This window comes from Streptomyces sp. NPDC030245 (genome assembly GCF_055572995.1).
In genome coordinates this window covers 333,427-346,173 of the sequence record NZ_JBVICF010000006.1, presented here as the reverse complement: position 1 = coordinate 346,173, position 12,747 = coordinate 333,427, and the positions used below count along the sequence as shown (strand labels likewise).

Sequence of the window (12,747 nt, the reverse complement as noted above, 5' to 3'; positions counted from 1 at the left end):
ACCCCGTAGGCTCGTCCTTCGTGAGTACGCGCCCGGCACCGGCAGTCCGACAGGGACTCCGTCAGGAACACGGCAACGACGCCGTCTGCGCGGTGCGCGACCTGGTGAAGACCTATCCCGCCGCCCGCGCCCGACGCGGCAGGCCCGCGACCCCCGAGGTCCGCGCCACCGACGGCATCGGCCTGACGGTCGGCCGCGGCGAGATCTTCGGCCTGCTCGGCCCCAACGGCGCCGGCAAGTCCACCCTCGTACGCCAGCTGACCGGCCTGATGCGGCCCGACAGCGGCAGCGTCGAGATCCTCGGCCACGACATCGTGCGCCACCCCGAGCGGGCCGCGCGCATCCTCGCCTACCTGGGCCAGGAGTCCACCGCCCTCGACGAGCTGACCGTGTCGCTCGCCGTCGAGACGACCGGACGGCTGCGCGGCCTCGACGTGCCGCGGGCCCGCGCCGAGCGGGACGCGGTCCTCGAAGAGCTCGGACTCACCGCGCTGGCCTCACGGCCGCTGAAGAAGCTCTCCGGCGGGCAGCGCAGGCTCGCCTGCTTCGCCACCGCGCTGGTGGGGGAGCGGCCGCTGCTCGTCCTCGACGAGCCGACCACCGGGATGGACCCCGTCGCGCGGCGCGCCGTCTGGGCGGCGATCGACTCGCGGCGCGCCGAGCGCGGGACGACGGTCGTGCTCGTCACCCACAACGTGATCGAGGCCGAGACCGTCCTCGACCGGGTCGCCGTCCTCGACCGGGGCAAGGTCATCGCCTGCGACAGCCCGGCCGGCCTCAAGGAGAAGGTCGCCGACGAGGTCCGGGTGGAGCTGGTGTGGCGGGAGCGGGCGCCGCTCGGCGTCCCCGAGGTGGCCGCGCTGCGCTCCCTCGCCGTCGAGTCGGGGCGGCGCTGGACCCTGCGCCTCGCACCCGACGCGGCGCGGGCCGCCGTCGCCGCGGTGACCGGCGGCGCCGCGTTCGCCGCACTCGACGACTTCACGCTGGCCACGCCGAGCCTGGAGGATGTCTATCTCGCGCTGGGCGGCAGCGGGAAGGGGCTGATCAAGGCGTGACTCCTGGCAGGAACGAAGACGGAGGGGTTGTCCGGTGAGTGCGGTTCCCTTGGAAGCCGCCGTGCGGGCCGACGGCGGCCGTGCGGAGCGGGAGGCCGGAGGCCCCGCGCCCCTCGGGCCGCCGGCGCGGCTGTTCCCGGCGCTCTGCGCCGTCTACCGCGCCCAGCTGTCCCGGGCCAGGGTCGCCCGCATACCGCTGCTGTTCGTGGCGACCTTCCAGTCCGTCGGCATCATGATCCTGATGCGCGGCGTCGTCGACGGGGGCGGTGAGGCGCGGGCCGTCGTCGCCGGTTCCTCCGTCCTCGTCGTCGCGTTCGTCGCGCTCAACCTGCTCGCGCAGTACTTCGGGCAGCTCCGCTCCGACGGGGGGCTCGACCACTACGCGACGCTGCCCGTGCCGCCCGCGGCCGTGGTCCTGGGGGCCGCGGCGGCGTACGCCTCCTTCACGGTGCCCGGCACCTTCGTCACGGCGCTCGTCGGGTGCGGCCTCTTCGGGCTGCCGTTCACCCACCTGTGGGTGCTCCTCGCGGTGATCCCGCTGGCCGGTGCCGCGCTGGCCGGGCTCGGCGCGGCCCTCGGCCTGCTCGCGCCACGGCCCGAACTGGCCACGCTCCTCGGTCAGATGGGCATGTCGGCGGCGCTGCTGCTCGGCGTGCTCCCGGCCGACCGCATGCCGACGCTGCTGCAATACGCGCGCGACCTGCTGCCCTCGACGTACGGCGTGGAGGCCTTCGCCCGTACGTTCGGACCGGATCCGGACTGGGCCGTCGTGGCGCTGGACCTCGCGGTCTGCGCGGGCGTCGGCGTGGTCTCCCTGGCCGTGGCGACGTGGGCTTTCCGCCGGGCAGCCGTCCGGTGACGCGCCGCACAGGGAGTGCTGGCACGATGTGGGGGTGACCGCACCGCAGACACCCTCCCAACCGCCGCACGACCGCACCCCGCACGAGCCCTGGCAGACAGCCGCGCAGCCGTCGGGAGCGACGTCCGCGCACGGCGCCGGGGAAGCCGGTGCCGGGCTGAAGGACGAAGTGCTGCCGGCCGTGGTGACCATGGTCGTGGTGGCCGTCGGCGGAGTCCTGCTCGCGCTGCTGTGGGCGTGGCTCGCGCCGCGGGTGCCGCTCGTCTCGGACGGCAAGGCGGTGTACCTCAAGGACACCGAGGGCGAGCAGGCGATGGGCGTAGACGGAACGTTTACGCTGCTTGCGCTCGGCTTCGGCCTCGTCAGCGGTGCCGTCGTCTTCCTGCTCCGCAAACGCGGCGGGATCCCGCTGGTCGTGGGGCTCGCGCTCGGCAGCCTCCTCGGGGCGCTGATCGCGTGGAAGGCCGGCGTCTGGCTCGGCCCGGAGCAGGACGTCGTGGCGCACGCCAAGTCCGTCGGCAAGGGCGTCGTCTTCGACGCGCCGCTGGAACTGAAGGCCAAGGGCACGCTCCTCGCCTGGCCGGTGGCCGCGCTCGCCGTGCACCTCGGCCTCACCGGGCTCTTCGGACCGCGCGACCCGGAGCCGTACCCCGCGCCGGTGTCCTACCAGGGCCCACGGGACGACGACTACCCCGAGGGCCTGCGCGCGGGCTCCTAGGGCCTGTGCCGGTCCCGGCGCCCGCGTCCGCTAAGCGGGCCGCTTCCCGTGGTTGGCCTTGCGCTTCTTCGCCCGCCACTTCCGCATGCGCGTCTTCTTCGACATGCCCTCGGTACTAGTCCCGCACGGGACACGTGTCGAGGGCGTTTTCACGTCGTCCCTCTCACGCCCGGCCGATGGGCGCGAGGACCGCGCCGGTGAGCTCCGCCAGGTCGCCCGGCGCCAGCTCCACCTCCAGGCCGCGGCGGCCCGCCGAGACGCAGACGGTGGCGTGCGCCGACGCCGAGTCGTCCAGGACCGTGCGCAGCTTCTTGCGCTGGCCGAGCGGGGAGATCCCGCCCCGCACATAGCCCGTGGTGCGCTCGGCGGCCGCCGGATCGGCCATCACCGCGCGCTTGCCGGAGACGGCGGCGGCCAGGGCCTTCAGGTCGAGGGAGCCCGCGACGGGCACGACGGCCACGGTGAGCTCCCCGTCGACCTCGGCGACCAGCGTCTTGAAGACCCGGTCCGGGGAGACGCCCATGGCCTCGGCGGCCTCCTCGCCGTACGAGGGGTGGGACGGGTCGTGGTCGTAGGCGTGGACGGTGAACTCCGCGCCCGCCGCGGTGAGGGCCACCGTCGCCGGGGTCCCCGCCGACTGCTGCTTCTTCTGCTTCTTCGCCAAGGTGTCCGTGCCTTCCGTGGCTCAGTTGAGGCTGGTCGTCCCGCGCGTCAGGTCCGTCGCGGGCAGCGACGGCAGATTACGGATGATCGCGGTCTCGGAGCGAAGCGTTTTCAGCTCGTCCCGCAGCCGCGACGCGGTGTCCGGCGCCTCCAGGAGCCGCTGCTTCGTCGGGGTGTCCAGGACGGCCGCCGCGGCGACCAGGTACGACACGACGGACGGGTCGTCGGGCAGCTCGGCCCCCGTCGACAGGGATCCCTCGCGCGCCCCGGCCAGCCGCTTCTGATACGAGCGGAAGGCCCGCAGGACGCCCTCGGCCAGGGCACCCGCGCCGTCCCCCTGCTCCTCGGGCAGCTCCTCGACCTCGGCGGTGAGGAAGGCTCCCGAGGCGTCGACGGAGTGGACGCGCACGCGGGTCGTGCCGGTGGCGAGGACCTCGTAGCCGCCGTCGTCGCGCTCCCTGATCGTCGCCGCGCTCGCGACGCAGCCCACGGCGTGGAACGCCTTGAGCGGATCGCCGCCGAAGCCCGCGGCCGGGCCGTGCTCGGGCAGCGCCGTCGGGTCGGGGAGGCCGGGCGCGCTCGGCGCCACCTCCAGGCCGTCGCGGATCGCGACGACGGCGAACAGACGCTGCTCCTCCTCGGGGGTCTTGAGCAGCTCGCGCATCATGGCGCGATATCGCTCCTCGAAGACGTTCAGCGGCACGACGAGGCCGGGGAACAGCACCGAGTTGAGCGGAAAGAGCGGAAGCCGGGTGGTCACGACCGGCAAGCCTAATGCTCGCCGGAGGGGTCGCGTTCGCGCGGAGCGCGCAGCGGCGTCATCGACGCCACTTCGATGCGTACGCCGTCCCGCAGCTCCAGGAACTGGCCGAGCGGGTCGTCGGCCAGCCGGTCCCAGGGGAACGACGTCGCGTACGGGCCGATCAGGCGCAGCTGCTCCAGCGCGTCGTTCCAGCGCTCCAGGCGGACCAGGACGTACGTGAGGAGGTTGCGGACCTCGGCCGGCCACGGGTCCCCGGCCTCGTACTCGTACGAGAGCGCGATCGCGAGGTCGGCGGCCGCGTCGAGGCGCTGCCGCGGCAGGTTCCCCGAAGGGCTGGTCAGGTAGGCGAAGGCGGCCCGCGCCGGGAGGACCTGTATCAGCGAGCCGGGCAGCGCGTCGGCCGCGGCGCGCTCGGCGAAGTCGAAGCACTCGCGGTGCGAGCCGTACCAGGCGGCGGAGAGGTACTGGAGGGCCGAGGCGTGGCAGCCGTAGTGGTACGAGGAGCGGCGCACCGCCTCCTCCCACAGCCGCTCGAAGACGGTGTGCGGGGCGTGCGTGCCGCGGGCGTGGTCCAGGGCGATCCGCCAGGGCACCGGGTCGCGCGGGTCGGCCTCGGCGGCGGCGGTGAGCAGCGGGCCGCAGTCGCGCAGGAGCTCGGCGCGGGCCGGTGACTCCCAGCCGCGGACGACCGCGAGCTCGGCCTTGACGAGCAGGGCGTCCGGGTCGTGCGGGGAGGCACCCAGCCAGTCGTCGAACCACTCGGGGCGGGAGCGGGCGAAGGCGGCGAGCCGCGTGGTGTAGCGGTCGCGGTTCTCCCACTCGGCGGCCTCGCGCGTGGTGGCGAGGACCTTCGCGGCCGGTCCGTAGTCGCCGCGCCCGGCGGCGACCAGGGCGGGGGCGAGCCGCTCGTCGGGCACGTCGAGAAGTACCTCGTCGTCCGGCGGCAGCCCGGCGGCGAGCCGCGGGGTGTACCGGAGCATGCGGGCGGTACGGATGAAGGCACGCAGCACCCGTGCCCTCCTTTGCGCCTCAACCGGCGCCGCTCGCGCGGGCTCGCCGGTCACCGTCGTGGTTTCTCGTTTGTTGGTCGCAGGGATGACGGCCGGGGGAGGGCGATGGTTGCCCGGCCGCGCATAACGGTTCAGCCGCCGGCCACCGGAGGTCAGTTGCGGCGCAGGAGCCGGGTCGCGCCCGCCGCGACCGTGGTGGCGAGGACCCAGCCGAGCAGGATCAGCGCGGTCGAGAACCACTGCCAGCCGCCGCGCAGCTGCCAGTAGCTGTCCTGCCCGAGGTTGATGACGGGCAGCAGCAGGTCGAGGGCGAAGAGGGCGGGGTTCCAGTTCGGGTGCTCGCCCGGCTTGATCGCCGGATGGTCGGCGCGCGAGAACGCCACGGCGCTGACCGCCCACAGCACGGCCATCCAGACCGCGGCCCGGCCCGGCCGGTAGCCGTAGGCGACGGTCCAGTCCTGCGCGTACCCCCAGAGCTTCGCGGCCAGCGGCAGGGTCTCGCGGCGCCGCCGCTGCTTGGCGAGGAGGACCTCGCGGGCGTCGGCGTCCTCGCCGCCGTTGCGCAGGACGGCGGCGAGCTTCTCGTACGGCTCCGGGTTGTACTCGGCCGTCGCCGCCAGCACCCAGTCGAGGCGCCGGGCGAGCGGGAAGCTGCCCTGCGGCACGAGGTTCTCGTAACTGAAACCGCCCATCTGGAGGCCGCCGGGCCCGGGCCAGCTGCTCGCCCTGTCGATGAGGTTGACGATCCTGGCGCCGGAGAGCACGACCTTGCCGCGCCGCGGCGCCTCGCCGAGGAAGCGGAGCTCGGGCGTCTGGACGCGGCGCAGGGAGAGCTCCTGGTCCTGCCGGAGCGTGAAGCGGGCGTGCGCGAAGTCGATGGCGTCGCCGAAGCGGCCGTCGTCGAGCCGGATGCCGCCCACGCACTCGAAGTGCTGCACGCGCGTGCCGCGGGCCGGGGTGGTGCCGCTGGTCTGCGGCGGATTGCCGACGGCCGCCGGGGTCAGGTACAGGGTGCGCTCGACGGTCATCTGCGGGGCGTTGAGGGCCTGCCTGCCGTACTGGTTGATCAGTCTGCTGCCGCGCAGGCTGAGTGAGACGCCGATCTTCGCGCCGCGCAGGCTCAGCTGGCCGTGCGACTCCATCATCTCGGCCTGGAGGTCCTGCCCGACGGTGAGGCCGTCGCCGGTGATGGACTGGCCGCGCCGGTCGCGGTAGACCACCGCCTGGTTGAGCAGCAGGTCGGTGCCGATGTGCGCGTCCGTGAGGCGGATGCCGTTGTGCACGCGGCAGCGCGGCAGATGCAGATCGCCCTCGGTGTGCAGCCTGGCGGCCTCGATGCGGGGGATGGAGCAGTCGACGAGCCGCAGTGTCGCGAAGCGGGCCTCGGGGAGCAGGACCTCCTTCTCGAAGCGGCAGTGCTTCATCTCGGTGTACGGGACGACCGTGCCGCCCGCGAGGTCGAGCGGGTCGGTGATCTGCACGCCCGCCAGCTTCAGCGACGACACCCGGCCCGCCAGCGCGGGCGGCCCGTCGAGGAGCAGCCAGCACACGATGCGCGCCCGCACGCTGCGCTCGGGGCCCCAGGGGTGCCCGCCGTGCGGATCGTCGGCGGCCGGGTCACCCGATCGGAGGTCGTAGACGCTGCCGTTCCTGAAGGCCTGCCACATGCCGATCTCCGCGGCGGTCAGCCCGTCCGGCGGGTCGCCGGTAGCGGCGTCGTCGACCACTGCTTCCGCCCTCCGTCCCGCGGTGCGCGTCTGGCTCGTACACCCGTTTCATGCCCGCTCTGTGACCGGCTGAACGCCAGGGGTGAACACGGTCTTCCGTGGCTCATATCAGCCAGTGATACGGGCGACCGACGTCGAAAGAAGGTCTGAGAGAATTGGCCATGTGATCTCTCGAATCGATCTGCGCGGCGACACCCTCACGGACTTTCCGTCGGGGGCCGCCCTGCGCGCCCTGCTGCCCCGTGCCGACTTCGACGTCGCGGCTGCCCTGGACAAGGTGCGGCCCATCTGCGAGGACGTGCATCATCGTGGCGACGCGGCGCTGATCGAGTTCGCGGAGAAGTTCGACGGGGTGCGCCTGGACCAGGTCCGCGTGCCCGCCGCCGCGCTCACCGAGGCCCTGGCCGGCCTCGACCCGGCCGTGCGCGAGGCCCTGGAGGAGTCCATCCGCCGCGCCCGCGCCGTCCACCGCGAGCAGCGCCGCGCCCCGCACACCGTCCAGGTCGTGCCCGGCGGCCAGGTCACCGAGAAGTGGGTGCCCGTCGAGCGCGTCGGGCTCTACGCCCCGGGCGGCCGGTCCGTCTACCCGTCCTCCGTGATCATGAACGCCGTGCCGGCGCAGGAGGCCGGCGTCGAGTCCATGGCGCTCGCGTCCCCGCCGCAGGCCGACTTCGGCGGCCTGCCGCACCCGACGATCCTCGCCGCCTGCGCCCTCCTCGGCATCGACGAGGTGTACGCGGTCGGCGGCGCCCAGGCCGTCGCCATGTTCGCGTACGGCACCGAGAGCTGCGTCGCCGCCAACATGGTCACGGGTCCCGGCAACATCTGGGTCGCGGCCGCCAAGCGCTACTTCACCGGCCGCATCGGCATCGACACGGAGGCGGGCCCGACCGAGATCGCGGTCCTCGCCGACGACACCGCCGACCCGGCGCACGTCGCGTCCGACCTGATCAGCCAGGCCGAGCACGACCCGCTCGCGGCCGCCGTCCTCGTCACGGACTCCGTGGCGCTCGCGGACGCGGTCGAGAAGGAGCTGGCGCCGCAGGTCGCCGCCACCAAGCACGTCGAGGACCGGATCGTCCCCGCGCTGAGCGGCCGCCAGTCCGCGATCGTCCTGGTCGACGGCCTGGAGGAGGGCCTGCGGGTCGTCGACGCGTACGGCGCGGAGCACCTGGAGATCCAGACCGCCGACGCCGCCGCCGTCGCCGGGCGCGTCAAGAACGCGGGCGCGATCTTCGTCGGCCCCTGGGCGCCGGTCTCCCTCGGCGACTACTGCGCGGGCTCCAACCACGTCCTGCCCACCGGCGGCTGCGCCTGCCACTCCTCGGGCCTCAGCGTCCAGTCGTTCCTGCGCGGCATCCACATCGTGGACTACACCCGCGAGGCCCTCGCGGACGTCGCCCACCACGTGGTGACGCTCGCCGAGGCCGAGGACCTGCCGGCGCACGGCGCGGCGATCAAGGTGAGGTTCGGCTGGAAGGTGCCGGGCCAGTGAGCGACGTACGCATCGACGAACTCCCCGTCCGCGCCGAGCTGCGCGGCAAGTCCCCCTACGGCGCACCCCAGCTCGACGTGCCCGTGCGCCTGAACACCAACGAGAACCCGTACCCGCTCCCCGAGCCGCTCGTCGAGCGCATCGCCGAGCGGGTCCGCGAGGCCGCCCGCGACCTCAACCGCTACCCCGACCGGGACGCGGTCGAGCTCCGCACCGAGCTGGCGCGCTACCTCACCCGCACCGGCGGGCACGAGGTCACCCTCGCCAACGTCTGGGCGGCCAACGGCTCGAACGAAGTCATCCAGCAGCTCCTCCAGACCTTCGGCGGACCCGGCCGCACGGCCATCGGCTTCGAGCCCTCGTACTCGATGCACGGCCTCATCGCGCGCGGCACCGGCACCGGCTGGATCTCCGGCCCGCGCCACGACGACTTCACGATCGACGTCGAGGCGGCCACGAAGGCCATCGCCGACAACCAGCCGGACGTCGTCTTCATCACGACCCCCAACAACCCCACGGGCAACTCCGTATCCGCCGAGACCGTCCTCGCCCTGTACGAGGCGGCGCAGGCCGCGAAGCCCTCGATGGTGGTCGTGGACGAGGCGTACGTCGAGTTCAGCCACGGCGACTCGCTGCTCCCGCTGATCGAGGGGCGGCCGCACCTCGTGATCTCCCGCACCATGTCGAAGGCGTTCGGCGCCGCCGGGCTGCGCCTCGGCTATCTCGCCGCCGCCCCGGCGGTCGTCGACGCGGTGCAGCTCGTACGGCTGCCGTATCACCTCTCGGCCGTCACGCAGGCCACCGCGCTGGCCGCCCTGGAGCACACGGACACGCTCCTGGGGTACGTCGAGCAGCTCAAGGCCGAGCGCGACCGCCTCGTCACCGAGCTGCGGGCGATGGGCTACGAGGTCACCGACTCCGACGCCAACTTCGTCCAGTTCGGGCGGTTCGAAGGCGAAGGGGCCGCCCACGAGGTGTGGCGGCGGATCCTCGACCGGGGCGTCCTCGTCCGGGACAACGGAGTGCCGGGATGGCTGCGGGTCTCCGCAGGAACCCCCGCCGAAAACGACGCGTTCCTCGATGCGGTACGCGAACTGAAGAAGGAGCGACACGCATGAGCCGCGTAGGACGGGTCCAACGCACCACGAAGGAGACGTCGGTCCTCGTCGAGATCGATCTCGACGGCACCGGCAAGGTCGACGTGTCGACCGGCGTCGGCTTCTACGACCACATGCTCGACCAGCTCGGCCGCCACGGCCTCTTCGACCTCACGGTCAAGACCGAGGGCGACCTGCACATCGACTCGCACCACACCATCGAGGACACCGCGCTCGCGCTGGGCGCCGCCTTCAAGCAGGCGCTCGGCGACAAGGTCGGCATCTACCGCTTCGGCAACTGCACCGTCCCGCTGGACGAGTCGCTCGCCCAGGTGACGGTCGACCTGAGCGGCCGCCCGTACCTCGTGCACACCGAGCCCGAGAAGATGGCGCCGATGATCGGCGAGTACGACACGACGATGACCCGGCACATCCTGGAGTCCTTCGTCGCGCAGGCCCAGATCGCCCTGCACGTCCACGTGCCGTACGGCCGCAACGCCCACCACATCGTGGAGTGCCAGTTCAAGGCGCTGGCCCGCGCCCTGCGGTACGCGTCCGAGCGCGACCCGCGCGCGGCCGGCATCCTTCCGTCCACGAAGGGCGCGCTGTAACCCCATGAACGGCCTCAACACCATCCTCATCGTCGTCGGGCTCTTCCTGATCGGCGGCATCATCTCCTTCGTCAAGCAGGGCATGCCGAAGAGCCTGATCACGCTGCTCTCCATCGGCGCCGCGATGTGCCTGGCCGCGGGCATCCTGCGGCTCGACTACTGGAACTGACGGGAGGAGTACGCGACATGAGCTCTCCCAAGAAGGTCGTCGTCTTCGACTACGGCTTCGGCAACGTCCGCTCCGCCGAGCGCGCCCTCGCGCGCGCGGGAGCCGACGTCGAGATCACCCGTGACTACGACAGGGCCATGAACGCCGACGGCCTGCTCGTGCCCGGCGTCGGCGCATTCGCCGCCTGCATGCAGGGGCTCAAGGAGGCGCGCGGCGACTGGATCGTCGGACGCCGCCTCTCCGGGGGCCGCCCGGTCATGGGGATCTGCGTCGGCATGCAGATCCTCTTCGCGCGCGGCATCGAGCACGGCGTGGAGACCGAGGGCCTCGACGAGTGGCCCGGCACGGTCGAGCCGCTGAAGGCCGAGATCGTCCCGCACATGGGCTGGAACACCGTCCAGGCCTCCGCGGGCTCACCGCTCTTCAAGGGCCTGGACGACGACGCCCGCTTCTACTTCGTGCACTCCTACGCCGTGCACGACTGGACCCTGGAAGTCGCGAACCCGGCGATGCGCGCCCCGTACGTGCACTGGTCCACGCACGGCGAGCCCTTCGTGGCGGCCGTCGAGAACGGCGCCCTGAGCGCCACCCAGTTCCACCCCGAGAAGTCCGGCGACGCCGGCGCCCAGCTCCTCACCAACTGGATCGGAACCCTGTGAGCACCCTCGAACTCCTTCCCGCCGTCGACGTCCGCGACGGCCAGGCCGTACGCCTCGTCCACGGCGAGTCCGGCTCGGAGACCTCCTACGGCTCCCCGCTGGAGGCCGCCCTCGCCTGGCAGCGGTCGGGCGCCGAGTGGCTGCACCTGGTCGACCTCGACGCGGCGTTCGGCACCGGCGACAACCGCGAGCTGATCTCCGAGGTCGCGGGAGCCATGGACATCAAGGTCGAGCTGTCCGGCGGCATCCGCGACGACGCCTCGCTGGCCGCCGCCCTCGCCACCGGCTGCACCCGCGTCAACCTCGGCACGGCCGCCCTGGAGACCCCCGAGTGGGTCGCCAAGGTCATCGCCGAGCACGGCGACAAGATCGCGGTCGGCCTCGACGTGCGCGGCACGACGCTGCGCGGCCGCGGCTGGACCCGCGACGGCGGCGACCTCTACGAAACCCTGGAGCGCCTCAACAGCGAGGGCTGCGCGCGCTACGTGGTCACCGACATCGCCAAGGACGGCACGCTCCAGGGCCCCAACCTGGAGCTCCTGCGCAACGTCTGCGCGGCGACGGACCGCCCGGTCGTCGCCTCCGGCGGGGTCAGCAGCCTGGACGACCTGCGCGCCATCTCCGAACTCGTGCCGCTCGGCGTCGAGGGCGCGATCGTCGGCAAGGCGCTGTACGCGAAGGCGTTCACGCTGGAGGAAGCGCTGGAGGCCGTGTCCCGATGAGTGGCGTACGACGAGTGCAGAGCGGCAGCCCCTGGGAGGAGGCCTTCGGCTTCGCGCGGGCCGTCGAGGCGGGCGACCGGGTGGTGGTCGGCGGCACCACGTCCTTCAAGGGCGACATCCTGTACGGCGAGGGCGACCCCTACGAGCAGACGCGGGTCGCCATCGCCAACGCGCTGGCGGCGATCGCCGAGTTCGGGCTCGGCCCCGAGTCCGTGACCGCCGTGCGGCTCCTCATCACGCACGCGCGCGACGTCGACGCGGTGGGACGCGCGCACAAGGAGGTCTTCGACTCCGTGCGCCCGGTGATGACCATGGTCGTCGTCTCCGGCTTCGTCGACTCGCGCATCCTGGTCGAAGTGGAACTGGAAGCCTACCGAGGAGCCTCCGCATGACGCTCGCGGTACGTGTGATCCCCTGCCTCGACGTGGACAACGGCCGCGTCGTCAAGGGCGTCAACTTCCAGAACCTGCGCGACGCGGGCGACCCCGTCGAGATGGCCAAGGTGTACGACGCGGAGGGCGCCGACGAGCTGACCTTCCTGGACATCACGGCGTCGTCCGGCAACCGCGAGACGACGTACGACGTGGTCCGCCGCACCGCCGAGCAGGTCTTCATCCCGCTCACGGTGGGCGGCGGCGTGCGCACCGCCGAGGACGTGGACAAGCTCCTTCGCGCGGGCGCGGACAAGGTCGGCGTCAACACGGCGGCGATCGCCCGCCCCGACCTGATCCGCGAGATCGCGGAGCGGTTCGGGCGGCAGGTGCTCGTCCTGTCGGTCGACGCGCGCAGGACCGCGTCGGGCGGTTTCGAGGTCACCACGCACGGCGGCCGCAAGTCCGCGGGCATCGACGCCGTCGAGTGGGCGCACCGGGCGGCCGAGCTGGGCGCGGGCGAGATCCTGCTCAACTCGATGGACGCCGACGGCACGAAGGACGGCTACGACATCGAGATGATCTCGGCGGTCCGCAAGCACGTCACCGTGCCGGTGATCGCCTCCGGCGGCGCGGGCCGCCTGGAGCACTTCCCGCCGGCCATCGAGGCGGGGGCGGACGCGGTGCTCGCGGCTTCGGTCTTCCACTTCGGGGATCTGCGGATCGGTGAGGTCAAGGGGATGTTGCGGGGGGCGGGGCACCCGGTCCGGTAGCTCCGGCCGATAAGAAAGAAAAGTTGCGCAACATTCGTTGTGCAACTTTTCTTTC

15 protein-coding genes are annotated in these 12,747 nt (G+C 72.7%); 11 read left to right on the top strand and 4 right to left on the bottom strand.

All coding sequences use genetic code 11. The annotated features are described in order from the left end of the window. The first annotated feature begins 20 nt into the window (after window positions 1–20). Genes ACZ4Z4_RS19060 through ACZ4Z4_RS19050 form a run of 3 tightly spaced genes read left to right on the top strand, consistent with a single transcriptional unit; the run spans window position 21 to window position 2,632 of the window. Window positions 21–1,055 carry an ABC transporter ATP-binding protein gene (locus ACZ4Z4_RS19060; protein WP_468328276.1) on the top strand — a complete coding sequence of 345 codons (1,035 nt, stop codon included), beginning with the start codon at window positions 21–23 and terminating at the stop codon, window positions 1,053–1,055. Window positions 1,056–1,089: 34 nt separating this feature from the next. Then, the gene (locus ACZ4Z4_RS19055) at window positions 1,090–1,914 is read left to right on the top strand and encodes an ABC transporter permease (RefSeq protein WP_468328274.1); all 825 of its coding nucleotides are present in this window, start codon (window positions 1,090–1,092) and stop codon (window positions 1,912–1,914) included. Window positions 1,915–1,948: 34 nt separating this feature from the next. Continuing rightward, on the top strand, window positions 1,949–2,632 hold the full coding sequence (locus ACZ4Z4_RS19050; RefSeq protein WP_468328272.1) for a DUF2567 domain-containing protein: 684 nt from the start codon (window positions 1,949–1,951) through the stop codon (window positions 2,630–2,632). 163 nt (window positions 2,633–2,795) lie between these two features. On the opposite strand, the gene ybaK is transcribed toward ACZ4Z4_RS19050, so the two are convergent. The 4 genes from ybaK to ACZ4Z4_RS19030 form a co-directional block, all read right to left on the bottom strand. Then, window positions 2,796–3,296 (bottom strand): Cys-tRNA(Pro) deacylase, encoded by a 501-nt coding sequence (gene ybaK / locus ACZ4Z4_RS19045; RefSeq protein ID WP_468328270.1) that lies wholly within the window; start codon window positions 3,294–3,296, stop codon window positions 2,796–2,798. A 21-nt stretch (window positions 3,297–3,317) separates the two neighbouring features. Continuing rightward, window positions 3,318–4,064, bottom strand: a complete 747-nt coding sequence (locus ACZ4Z4_RS19040; protein ID WP_468328268.1) for an LON peptidase substrate-binding domain-containing protein — start codon at window positions 4,062–4,064, stop codon at window positions 3,318–3,320. Window positions 4,065–4,066: 2 nt separating this feature from the next. Beyond that, complete coding sequence (locus ACZ4Z4_RS19035) at window positions 4,067–5,038, bottom strand: hypothetical protein (protein ID WP_468328483.1); 972 nt, start codon at window positions 5,036–5,038, stop codon at window positions 4,067–4,069. Window positions 5,039–5,220: 182 nt separating this feature from the next. Then, entirely contained in the window at window positions 5,221–6,735 is a 1,515-nt protein-coding gene (locus ACZ4Z4_RS19030) for an oxidoreductase (RefSeq protein WP_468328482.1), read from the bottom strand. 223 nt (window positions 6,736–6,958) lie between these two features. On the opposite strand from ACZ4Z4_RS19030, the gene hisD reads away from it, so the two are divergent. The 8 genes from hisD to hisF are packed head-to-tail and all read left to right on the top strand — an operon-like array spanning window position 6,959 to window position 12,692. Next, window positions 6,959–8,290 (top strand): histidinol dehydrogenase, encoded by a 1,332-nt coding sequence (gene hisD / locus ACZ4Z4_RS19025; protein ID WP_468328266.1) that lies wholly within the window; start codon window positions 6,959–6,961, stop codon window positions 8,288–8,290. After that, window positions 8,287–9,408: a histidinol-phosphate transaminase gene (locus ACZ4Z4_RS19020; RefSeq protein ID WP_468328264.1), complete on the top strand. Its 1,122-nt coding sequence runs from the start codon at window positions 8,287–8,289 to the stop codon at window positions 9,406–9,408. The genes hisD and ACZ4Z4_RS19020 overlap by 4 nt, the downstream gene beginning before the upstream one ends. Beyond that, the gene (hisB, locus tag ACZ4Z4_RS19015) at window positions 9,405–9,998 is read left to right on the top strand and encodes an imidazoleglycerol-phosphate dehydratase HisB (protein WP_362992372.1); all 594 of its coding nucleotides are present in this window, start codon (window positions 9,405–9,407) and stop codon (window positions 9,996–9,998) included. Before ACZ4Z4_RS19020 ends, hisB begins: the two co-directional genes overlap by 4 nt. Window positions 9,999–10,002: 4 nt before the next feature. Beyond that, window positions 10,003–10,167, top strand: coding sequence for a hypothetical protein (locus ACZ4Z4_RS19010; RefSeq protein WP_468328262.1), 165 nt, complete (start codon window positions 10,003–10,005; stop codon window positions 10,165–10,167). Between the two features lie 17 nt (window positions 10,168–10,184). After that, window positions 10,185–10,826 (top strand): imidazole glycerol phosphate synthase subunit HisH, encoded by a 642-nt coding sequence (gene hisH / locus ACZ4Z4_RS19005; protein WP_468328260.1) that lies wholly within the window; start codon window positions 10,185–10,187, stop codon window positions 10,824–10,826. Continuing rightward, window positions 10,823–11,548: a bifunctional 1-(5-phosphoribosyl)-5-((5-phosphoribosylamino)methylideneamino)imidazole-4-carboxamide isomerase/phosphoribosylanthranilate isomerase PriA gene (priA, locus tag ACZ4Z4_RS19000; RefSeq protein WP_468328258.1), complete on the top strand. Its 726-nt coding sequence runs from the start codon at window positions 10,823–10,825 to the stop codon at window positions 11,546–11,548. The genes hisH and priA overlap by 4 nt, the downstream gene beginning before the upstream one ends. Then, window positions 11,545–11,940, top strand: a complete 396-nt coding sequence (locus tag ACZ4Z4_RS18995) for a Rid family hydrolase (protein WP_468328256.1) — start codon at window positions 11,545–11,547, stop codon at window positions 11,938–11,940. Before priA ends, ACZ4Z4_RS18995 begins: the two co-directional genes overlap by 4 nt. After that, window positions 11,937–12,692, top strand: a complete 756-nt coding sequence (hisF, locus tag ACZ4Z4_RS18990) for an imidazole glycerol phosphate synthase subunit HisF (protein ID WP_468328254.1) — start codon at window positions 11,937–11,939, stop codon at window positions 12,690–12,692. Before ACZ4Z4_RS18995 ends, hisF begins: the two co-directional genes overlap by 4 nt. The last annotated feature ends 55 nt before the right edge of the window (window positions 12,693–12,747 follow it).

Bases quoted from the DNA above. Each gene is read 5' to 3' on its own strand.
- ACZ4Z4_RS18995 (WP_468328256.1), top strand. From the start codon at position 11,545: ATGAGTGGCGTACGACGAGTGCAGAGCGGCAGCCCCTGGGAGGAGGCC.
- hisH (WP_468328260.1), top strand. From the start codon at position 10,185: ATGAGCTCTCCCAAGAAGGTCGTCGTCTTCGACTACGGCTTCGGCAAC.
- hisB (WP_362992372.1), top strand. From the start codon at position 9,405: ATGAGCCGCGTAGGACGGGTCCAACGCACCACGAAGGAGACGTCGGTC.
- ACZ4Z4_RS19010 (WP_468328262.1), top strand. From the start codon at position 10,003: ATGAACGGCCTCAACACCATCCTCATCGTCGTCGGGCTCTTCCTGATC.
- hisF (WP_468328254.1), top strand. From the start codon at position 11,937: ATGACGCTCGCGGTACGTGTGATCCCCTGCCTCGACGTGGACAACGGC.
- ACZ4Z4_RS19030 (WP_468328482.1), bottom strand. From the start codon at position 6,735: ATGTGGCAGGCCTTCAGGAACGGCAGCGTCTACGACCTCCGATCGGGT.
- ACZ4Z4_RS19035 (WP_468328483.1), bottom strand. From the start codon at position 5,038: ATGCTCCGGTACACCCCGCGGCTCGCCGCCGGGCTGCCGCCGGACGAC.